At 40.4% G+C, this 11676-nt stretch carries 1 protein-coding gene; it reads right to left on the minus strand.

Annotation, left to right across the window (positions count from 1 at the left end; genetic code table 11):
* Window positions 1-18: 18 nt before the first annotated feature.
* Window positions 19-11676 (minus strand): amino acid adenylation domain-containing protein (locus tag WA407_RS09325; RefSeq protein WP_442952028.1); only part of this gene is annotated, 11658 nt, incomplete at its 5' end.

The following is an 11676-nucleotide window of genomic DNA, read 5'->3' on the forward strand; positions in this document are numbered from 1 at the left end:
CTTAAATACAAACTCTTTTTATTCGAAGTTATTCAATACGTCTTCAAACTCATCCATATTCAGATCGTCTACTGTAAAATCACTGAGTGTAGCTTCTGAATAGTCCATTTCTGCACAATGGGTTATTATGTTTACTAAATGCTTTTTAAAACTCACCGCTACCCCTTCAATAGTACTCTTCTCATACTCGCCCTGGTTGTAGCTAAAGTTTAATTCCAGCTTCCCGCCTTCTACAGTTCCGCCGTTAATATCAATACAATACTCACTTTTATAGTTTGGTCCTGTAGACTCTCCGGCAGGAATATCAGACACTCCAAATAAATTGTCTACATTATCCTGGTTGAATTGACCGAGGTAATTGAAGCTTATTTCAGGGTTTAGATTAAAGTTTAAATCGGCTTTGTTTTCCGGCAAGGTAAGATATTTTAGTATGCCGTAACCTATCCCTTTGTTAGGTATCTGCCTGATGTTTTCTTTTACCGATTTGATCATGCGGGAAATATCGAGTTGTCCGCTGACATCTAACACCACGGGATACTGGGTGGTGAACCATCCCACGGTCCTGCTTATGTCAATGTCTTTAATGATTTCCTCCCTGCCGTGCCCCTCCAGACTGATCAGAACCTTATCATTTCCGGTCCATTCCCTCACTGCTAATCCCAAGGCGGTAAGCAATATGTCGTTTACTTCTGTGTTATAAGCATGGTTTACCCGCTTTAGCATCTTCTCAGTCTCTTCAATACTCAGCTCGATCTTGACGCTATTGTTATTCATATACCTTCTTTCTTCAATCTCTCGGTCTTTTGGAAGCGGTATTGTTTCAGTTTTTTCCAAATTGGTCCAGTAATTTATTTCTTTTAATAGTTCAGGGCTATTGGCATACTCATCAAGCCTCTGTGCCCAATCTTTGAAAGAGTCGGTCTTGTTGCTGAATTTTATTTCATCATTGTTTAGCGCCTGTCTGTATCCTATGTCCAAATCTTCCAGTATGATTCTCCACGATACCCCATCAACTACAAGGTGGTGAATAGCTATTAGCAGGTGGTCCCCTTCTTTAGTCTTAAACAGACCAACCTTAACTAAAGGACCGTTATACAAGTCCATGCTCCTCTGAATCCTCGACGCTTCCAGCTCTATTTTTTCCCGGTAATTATAGCTGTCCCTAAGGTCTACAATTTCCAATGAAAAATGTTCACCTTCAAGGTTTTTGTTGTATTGGAGTATATTTTGATCCTCTATTTTTACCACTGTTCTAAAAATATCGTGGTGCTCTACAAGCTTTGACAATACTTTTCGAATAATAGCTTCTTCAAATCCGTTACGCCCATATATCATTATTTCCTGATTAAAATGATGGATATCCTTGCTGTCTTGTTTATACAACCATCTTTGTATAGGTGTTATCGGTACTATGCCTTCTACCGGGCCTTGATGAATTCTTCGGCTTGTAGATTGTATATATTCGACGAGTTCCTCAATTACAGGATGTTTGAATAAGTCCCGCATTTCAAGCTTTAGCCCATGGACGTTAAGACGCGACATTACCTGTATGGCTTTTATTGAGTCTCCTCCAAGGCTGAAGAAATTATCTTTTACCCCGATGTTTTCAGTTTTTAGTACGTCTTCCCATACTTTGGCCAGTATTTCTTCTCTTTCGTTTCTAGGAACTACATGCTCTACTCCGGTATTAATATTCCCCTGTGGTTCAGGCAATGCTTTCCGATCAATTTTACCATTGGCATTAAATGGCAGCTGTTCCAGCTTCATGAAATATGCTGGTACCATGTAGTCAGGTAGTTCGTTTAAGAGATGCTCCCTTAGCTCGGAAATGGTCAATTCATTTTCCCCTACAATATATGCACACAGGTACTTCTTCCCTTGCTGCTCTTCCTTTGCAATAACCACTGCTTCCTTAATAGCAGTGTGCTTCACCAGATGTGCTTCAATTTCTCCAAGCTCTATTCTAAAGCCTCTTATCTTTACCTGGTGGTCGATCCTGCCCATGAATTCGATGTTCCCATCAGGAAGCCGCCTTACTAAGTCCCCTGTGCGGTACACTTTTTCGCCGGGAATAAACGGGTTAGGTACAAATTTTTCTGCTGTCAGTTCAGGTCTATTCAAATAGCCCCTTGCAAGACCGCTTCCACCTATCACAAGTTCACCGGCCACTCCTACAGGAGTTAATTGGTTGTGCTTGTCCAGTATATAAAGGTATACATTCTGTAAAGCTTTCCCTATAGGTACTGTTATAAGTTCTTCTGCTATTTTCTTTGTTATACTGTAACCCGCTGCATATATCGTGGACTCTGTAGGCCCATAGATATTTTCCAGAGATGTGTTCTCTGAGACATCGAAAAGCTCATGGACAAGCTTTTTGGGCAGCGCTTCTCCAGCAGCAAAAATATACCTGAGAGTTGATGGCAGTTTTATACCATTATCTTTTAAAGTCTGTACCATTATATTCAGCATTGATGGTACAAAGTTTACATGGGTTATCTTATGCTTGTTTATTACCTCTACTAACTCCATAGCTTCCTTTTCCACACCTTGGCGTGATATTACAAGCTTTCCTCCGTTGAGGAACCAGCCAAATATCTCAGCTACGGATACGTCAAAGGTATAAGTTGTTTTAAATAGAAAAGCGTCTTCCGCTTTAAGCGGATACATGGCCTGGAGGGCTGTAATTATGTTAACAACGCTAGTATGCTCAATCATTCCACCTTTGGGCTTCCCTGTCGAACCTGATGTATAAATGACGTACGCAAGGTCCGAGGGTTTGTTTACATTTTCAAGCTTTGAGTTCTCTTCATTTAAATATTCTTCCTCCAGATATATAATATCCGCATCAATCTGCTTATTTTCCATAAAGGTCCTGGAGGTCAAAAGGATCTGGGAACCACTATCGTCCAACAAATACTTTATCCTTGTATCAGGATAATTAGGATCTATCGGCAGATACGCCCCTCCAGCTTTCAATATGGCAAATATCCCCACAATCATCTCAAATGAACGTTCGGCCATAATTCCTACAATACGGTCAGGCTTTACCCCTTTGTTCCTCAATACTCTGGCCAAATGATTTGCCTTTCCGTTCAATTCCCTGTAAGTCAAGTGCTTGTCTTCATATACCACAGCTATGTTGTCAGGTGTCCTTTCCACCTGCTCAGCAAACAGCTCATGTATGGTTTTGTCCTGCGGATAGTCTTTCTTAGTATCATTAAAGTCTATCAGCAACTGCTTTCTTTCTTCATGACTTAATATAATAAGCTTGTCAACTGACCCTTTGGGGTTATGGATAAACATATTTAAAATATTAATAAAATAGTCTATACACTCTTCTGCCTGTTTTCTTTCCAATACTTTGTCCGAGTAGATCAAGCTTATATTAAGATCATCGAATGTATTACTTACTGTAAAGTCAAGACTTGTATTGGTTGCTTCATATTCATCAACTGAAATTCTATCTTTAACATCACCGATTTCTTTGTTTATTATCTCGTTATATATATGAAAATCCACATAATTGAATATGGTATCAAATAAAGGATTTTCCTCTTTGTTTTCTTTTCCGCCCAGGATATTTATGATCTCAAATAAAGGCAGTCTTCCATAAAGCTTTAAGTTTATTAATTTCTTTTCTGCAACTTTTATCAATTCCTCCCATATATCGATTTTATCAAAACACATTTTGACGGGAACCGTATTTAAGAAGCACCCCAGCATCTTATCTCCATCTTCGCATACAGGTCTGTTATTTTCTACCAAACCTACGACAAAGTCATCCTCGTATGAAAGCATATTGAGCATATAAGTGTATGCAGCAAAGCAAAGTGTCTTTAAGCTTACATCATATCTTCTGGCAGTACTTCTTAAATCACCTAAAAATTCCTGACTTAAATGGCGTGTTACATGGTCTACTTTATAAGATTTTTTTGTTTTTCCATGAATATTTGCAGGCATATTCAACCTTTTATATTCACTTAATTCCTCTCTCCAATAATTAATTACTTCCTGGTTGTCCTTAATTGTCATTTGGTCTGCTATATAATCTTTATAGCTGCATTTAAGCCGTGTTGGTATATAATCTTTTTCTTGCTTAAGCTTAGAGTATAGGTTTGAAACTTCCGTAATCAATGAAGCAACACTCCAGCCATCCAGGATAGCATGGTGGAATATCAGAACCAGACAAATATGGTTTGCGTCAAGTTTGAATATTCTTATCCTCCAAAGGGGCTTTGATATATCAAACGGATTCGCTCTGTCATTTTCCAAATATTTGTTTATATACTCAACCTGCCCTGTCCTGCTAAAATTCATGATATCTATCTGCTCAATATCAAGACTACTGCCCTTGTAAACAATTTGCACAGGAGTTTCAAAATCCTCTAAATTAAAAACCGTCCTTAAAATATCATGTTTTGACGTCATTAGAAGCATCGCTTCTTTAAATGCTGGGAAATCAAAGTCTTTGTCATTCAGATGAAATGCAAATTGGTCATGATAAACTGCATTTTCATAGTCTTTTTTGGAATGATAAATCATACCCAGCTCTATGTGACTCATCGGATATATATCTTCCATGTCCGAAGGTAACTTTTCTGAGAGAGTTTCATTCATCAATATTCGCTGTTTAAATAACTCCAGTTCTTCCCTTGCTTTACCCATCTTACTGTTAAAAGCTTCCGTATCTTTTACTTTTAAGAATGCAGACAATCTCTCAATATCAGGATTCATGTATATATCCCTGATTTGGATGTTTATATCCAACTTTTTGCATATTGTGCTGACTAATGATATTGCACGTATAGAATCTCCGCCTATTTTAAAGAAGTTGTCCCTTATTCCTACCTGTTTTGCTCCAAGCACTTCCTGCCATATTTCAACCAGTTTCTCTTCCACTTCATTCCGCGGCGCTACATATTCTGTTCCCGTACTCATACTTCCGTCAGGATCGGGCAATGCTTTCCTGTCTATTTTTCCATTAGGGGTCAATGGCAGCTTTTCCATCTGCATAAAGTAAGAAGGGATCATGTAGTCCGGGAGCTCTTTTGACAAGTGTTCCCTCATCCCCTGTACGGTTATTTCTTGATCCGGTACGACGTATCCACAAAGATACTTATTTCCGTCAGCTCCTTCTTTGTCCAATACCACTGCTTCTTTTATTGTTTCATGCTTTAATAACCGGTTCTCTATTTCACCCAGTTCTATCCTGTAGCCTCTTATCTTTACCTGATGGTCGATCCTGCCCAGGTATTCTAGGTTGCCGTCAGGCAGCCACCTTGCCAGGTCACCTGTCCTGTACATCCTTTCACCCGGTGCGAATGGGTTTGCTGCGAATTTTTCTTCTGTAAGTTCCGGTCTGTTCAAGTACCCTCTTGCCAGTCCATCCCCTGCTATACATAGTTCTCCCGCTACTCCTATCGGCTGCAGGCCCTTTTCCTTACTCACAACATATAACTTAATGTTATCTATGGGCTTTCCTATAGGTACAAGCTCCAATTCTTCTTCCGTAGAGCAGCCAAAGTAGGATACATCTACTGTTGCTTCTGTTGGTCCGTACAGGTTATGCAGGCTTGTTCCTTTTTCTTTGTACAGCAGCTTGTTGAACTTTTCTACTTGCTTCAGGTTCAGTGCTTCTCCACTGGCAAATACCTGCTTTAAGCTTGCTATTTCCTCTATTATCCCCTTTTCCTCTACATACTCTAAAAATACACTCAACATGGATGGTACAAAGTGCATTGTGGTAACTTTATTTTTTTCGATTGCCTTCACGATTTCTTCCGGATTTTTTTCTCCTCCCGGTATCAGCAGGCAGACTTTGGCCCCAGTAAAGCTCCACCACAATAATTCCCATACCGATACGTCAAAGGTATAGGGAGTTTTCTGCAGGATCACATCACCTTCAGCTATCGGGTATTGCTTCTGCATCCAGTTGATCCGGTTGATTACGGAGTAGTTCTCTATCATTACCCCTTTGGGTTTGCCGGTAGAACCGGATGTATATATTACATAAGCCAAGTTTTCAGGTTTACTAATTAACTTTGGATTTGATACATCCCCAGTAAATAGTTCCTGATTTTCTATGCTAATAAATTCAGCATTTCTGTAACTACCTTTAGCATTTATAAATTTATCCTGTATCAGAATAATTTGGCTGCCACTGTCATCAAGCATAAACTGGATCCTGTCTTCAGGGTATTCAGGAGCTATGGGTAAATAAGCCCCCCCAGCTTTTAGGACAGCCATGATCCCTATGATCATTTCCGGGGAACGTTCTACCATAATTCCCACTACACTATCAGGTTTTATTCCCTTTTCTCTTAATTTTCTGGCCAGTTGGTTTGCCTTTTCGTTTACTTCCTTATAAGTCAGCTGTTTATCTTCAAACACTACAGCAATATTATTGGGTGTCCGTTCCACCTGTTCCTCAAAAATCTGATGGATGGTCTTTTCCCGAGGGTATCCTGCTTTTGTATTATTAAATTCATATAATATTTGATGTTTTTCGTCTTGTGACAGCATATCAATTTCTAATAGCCTTTTTTCAGGAAAGGCTGCTGCCTCTTCCAATACATTAAGGTAATGGGCAATAAGCCTTATAACTGACTCTTTCTTAAACAACCTGGTAGCATACTCCAATTCAAATGCAATACCGTCCTCTGTTTCCTCAGCGTTTAAAGTCAAGTCAAACTTGGATATTCTTACTTCACTGTCATAGGGCATAAACCTTAGCCCATCCATCTTCACTTCTGATGCCTCGATATTTTGCAGTACAAACATAGTATCGAAAAGTGGATTTCTGCCCAGATCCCTTTCCAGGTTAAGCTTATCTACCAGTTCTTCAAATTGGTAATCTTGGTTTTCGTAAGCCCTTAAGGAGTTTTCTCTTACTTCATTAAGGAAGTCCACAAAAGTCTTTCCACCTTGAGGGTGATTCCTCATGGCTAGCGTGTTTACAAACATACCAATAACGTCCTGAAGATCAGTATGCGGCCTTCCTGCAACGGGACTTCCAACTATAATATCTTCCTGTCCGGTGTACTTGGATAAAAGGACATTGTATGAAGCTAAAAGTACCATGTAGAGCGTGGCACCATTATTCACTGCAAGTTTGTTCAGTTTAACAGCAAGCTCCTTGCCTGCTTTGAAACTGATCACATCTCCCTCAAAACTCTGTATAGCTGGCCTAGGGTAGTCTAGCGGCATATTAAGCAAAGGAATTTCTCCTTTGAATACTTGGAGCCAGTATTCTTCCTGCTTACTAATTGTCCCATCAGCAAACAGCCTGTTCTGCCATACGGAAAAATCCTTGTACTGAATCTTAAGTTCCGGAAGTTCCTTACCTTCATACAGGCTCATAAATTCTCTTACCAGTATGTCGTCAGACACCCCGTCAGATATAATATGGTGCTTATCAAACATCATAATATATCTGTCTTCTCCAACTTTTATAAGCCCAACCCTAAGTAAAGGAGCCTCATCAAGGTCAAAGGTCCTAATAAATTCACTGGCTATTTTCGCAGCTCTTTCCTCATCGGTTTCCATATACATAACACTAAAATCCACATTGCTATGGACCTTTTGTACCGGTTTACCATCTATCATATGGAATGAGGTACGGAAAGACTCATGTCTGTCAACAAGCTCCCTAAAAGCCTGTTCAAAGCGCAGTTTATCGAGTTTGCCTTCAATTAGCATAATACCAGGCATGTTGTATGCCATCCCAACTGCGTCAAGCTGGTTTAGAATATACAGCCTTTTCTGGGCGGATGAAATTGGATAGTACTCCATCTCCCCAGCCGGCCCAATAGAATGAAATACACTCTCCTTTGCAATCTTGATGCACTCGGCAACTTCAGACATATTTGGGCTCTTAAATATTTCTTTAAGCGGTATGTTTACATTGAACTCTTTGTGAATCCTGGCAATAAGATTTGCTGCCCTTAAGGAATGTCCCCCCAGCTCAAAGAAATTGTCGTTTCTTCCCACTTTCTCTATACTAAGGATATCCTGCCACAACCCCGCAAGTTTCTCCTCCACTTCACCCAAGGGTGCGACATACTCTATTCCAGCATCGATATTGCCGTCAGGTTCGGGCAATGCCTTCCTATCTATTTTGCCATTGGGAGTCAGCGGCAGCTTTTTTAACTGCATAAAATAGGATGGTATCATATAGTCTGGAAGGTCCTTTAAGAGATGTCCCCTTAGTTCTGCTATTGTTAATTCATTTTCCCCTGCCACATAGGCACACAGATACTTGTTTCCCTTCTGATCTTCCCTTGCAATAACCACTGCTTCCTTTATTGAAACGTGCTTTAGCAGTTGTGCTTCTATTTCCCCCAGCTCTATTCTAAATCCCCTTATCTTTACCTGATGATCTACTCTTCCTAAAAATTCCATATTCCCATCAGACAGCCATCTGGCCAGATCCCCTGTACGATACATCCTTTCCCCTGGTATAAACGGGTTAGGTACAAATTTTTCAGCTGTCAGTTCGGGCCGGTTTAGATATCCCCTTGCAAGCCCTTCTCCCCCTATGCACAACTCACCCAAAACCCCTGTAGGCTGAGGTCTCAAGTGTTTGTCAACAACGTAGTATTTTATATTTTGCATTGGCTTTCCGATAGGTACACTCCCGGATTCCAAATAGCTTCCCAGTCTCTTTTCGTAATAACTGGAATCTATGGTGGACTCAGTAACCCCATAGCTATTAACAACCCGCAGTTTCTCTCCATACCAGGATTGTAATCTTTCATAATCTTCCACAGAGAGAGTATCTGATCCAAGTATAAGCAACTTGAGGCTATCAATAATCAAAGCATTATCATGGATATAATCCATAAGAGGAATAATCAGTGCCGGTGTGGATTCAAAGATGGTTATTTTATGGGTTTTAATAAGTGAATATAATCGTGCAGGATCGTATCTCTCCTCGGATGAACAAATAACCATTTGGCCTCCGTTGAGCAGCGTTCTCGAAACATCTCCCACAAATACATCAAAAGAAAAACTTGCGATTTGCAACAGCTTTACATCCATATCCGCAAGCCTATATTCCTTTTTCCATGCGTAAGATATGTTGACAAGACTTCTATGCTCTATCATGATCCCCTTTGGCTTTCCTGTGGTTCCTGATGTATAAATGACATATGCTAAATTACAAGATTTATTAATGACAGGAAGATTTTCTGTTCTCCCGTTGTAATTCACACAGTCATCAAAGCTTATAATATCAAGATCAAATTTAATTTTTTCTTTATGATGTTCTTGCGTAAGAATAATTCCAGCCAAGCTGTCATCGATCATATATCTGATTCGTTCTTCAGGATATTCGGTGTCTATGGGTAAATACGCGCCTCCTGCTTTAAATACAGCAATTACACCTATTATCATTTCTATGGACCGGTCTACCATTATAGCTACTACACTGTCAGGTTTTAATCCCTTGTCCCTTAAGATCCAAGCCAGTTGATTGGCCTTTTCATTAAGTTCTCCGTAAGTCAAGTATTTATCTTCAAATACTACTGCTATGTTATCAGGCGTCTTTTCCACTTGTTCTTCAAATAGCTCTTGTATGGTCTTATCCTTAGGATATTCTACTTTTGTATCATTGAAGCCATAGATTATTTGCTGTTTTTCCTCCTGGGACAACATATTTATTTCCGACAACCTTTTAAACGGATTTGCGGTTATCTCTTCCAACACGTTAAGGTAATGAGCCGCCAACCTTTTTATAGTCTCTTTTTTGAAAAGCCGAGTACAATATTCAAAGCTAAAAGCCATACCATCTTCACGCTCTATTGCATCAATGGATAGGTCAAATTTTGATATTCTATACTCTAGCCCGTTATTAAAAGGTCTGAAGCTTATACCAGGTACTGCAAATTCTACCTTAGAGGCATTTTGCATGGTAAACATAGTATCAAACAGTGGGTTTCTGCTCATGTCCCTCTTCAAGTTAAGCTTCTCAACCAGTTCTTCAAATTGGTAATCCTGATTGTCATAAGCCCTTAGAGCGTTTTCTCTTACTTCATTCAAGAATTCTACAAAGGTACTATCTCCCTTGGGGTAATTTCTCATAGCCAAGGTATTTACAAACATACCAAGGATATCCTGCAGGTCTGAATGTGGCCTTCCGGCTATAGGGCTTCCAACGATTATGTCTTCCTGTCCGGTGTGCTTAGACAGCAATATGTTGTATGCCGCGAGCAGTGTCATGTAAAGCGTAGCCCCATTATCCCTTGCAAGCTTGTTTAATTTATTCGTAAGCTCACTGCCTGCTTCAAAGCTAAAAAAATCCCCTTCAAAGCTTTGTATTACAGGCCTTGGATAGTCTAGCGGCATATTCAGTACAGGTATTTCTCCCTGGAATGCTTGGAGCCAGTATTCCTCCTGGCTGCTAATTCCGCCCTCATCAAACAGTTTATTCTGCCATACAGCGTAGTCCTTGTACTGTATCCGAAGTGCTGGAGGGTTGTTTCCTTCATAAAGATCCATAAACTCACGAATCAGTATGTCCATGGAGACACCATCGGATATAATGTGATGCATATCAAACATCATAAGATGCCTGTCTTCTCCCGTTTTTACAAGCTCTACCCTTAGCAGAGGAGCCTTGCCAAGATCAAAAGGTCTGGCAAATTCCCCAGCATACTCTGCGGCTTTTTCTTCGTTAGTTTCAAAGTACATCACGCTGAATTCCACATGGTCATGAACCTTCTGGACCGGGTTACCATCGATCATGTGGAACGATGTTCTAAGAGTCTCATGCCTTTTTACCAACTGCCTGAAGACTTCCTGGAAACGCGCTGTATCAATGCTTCCTTCCAGCAGCATAATACCAGGCATGTTGTATGCTGTCCCTGCCCCTTCAAGCTGGTTTAGTATATACAGCCTTCTTTGTGCAGATGACATAGGGTAGTATTCCATTTCTCCTGCCGGTTGGATTGACTGATATAGGCTCTCCTTTGAGTCTTTAATATATCTGGCAATTTCTAAGATGGTTGGTGTCTTGAATATTTCCTTAAGAGGTATGTCTATATTGAACTCTTTGTGAATTCTTGCTACAAGGCTTGTTGCCTTTAACGAGTGTCCCCCAAGCATAAAAAAGTTATCATTTCTTCCTACCTTCTCTATTCCAAGGATATCCCGCCACAACAGCGCAAGTTTCTCCTCTATTTCTCCCGAAGGTACTACGTATTCTACGCCGGTATTAACATTGCTATCGAGCACAGGCAATGCTTTCCTGTCTATTTTTCCATTAGGGGTCAATGGCAGCTTTTCCATCCGCACAAAGTAGGAAGGGATCATGTAGTCCGGGAGCTCTTTTGACAAGTGTTCCCTCATCCCCTGTACGGTTATTTCTTGATCCGGTACGACGTATCCACAAAGATACTTATTTCCGTCAGCTCCTTCTTTGTCCAATACCACCGCTTCTTTTATTGCTTCATGCTTTAATAACCGGTTCTCTATTTCACCCAGTTCTATCCTGTAGCCTCTTATCTTTACCTGATGGTCGATCCTGCCCAGATATTCTAGGTTGCCGTCAGGCAGCCACCTTGCCAGGTCACCTGTCCTGTACATCCTTTCACCCGGTGCGAATGGGTTTGCTGCGAATTTTTCTTCTGTAAGTTCCGGTCTGTTCAAGTACCCTCTTGCCAGTCCATCCCCTGCTAT

It is taken from the genome of Paenibacillus sp. 203, from assembly GCF_037027525.1.
Taxonomy (GTDB): Bacteria; Bacillota; Bacilli; order Paenibacillales; family Paenibacillaceae; genus Paenibacillus; species Paenibacillus polymyxa_B.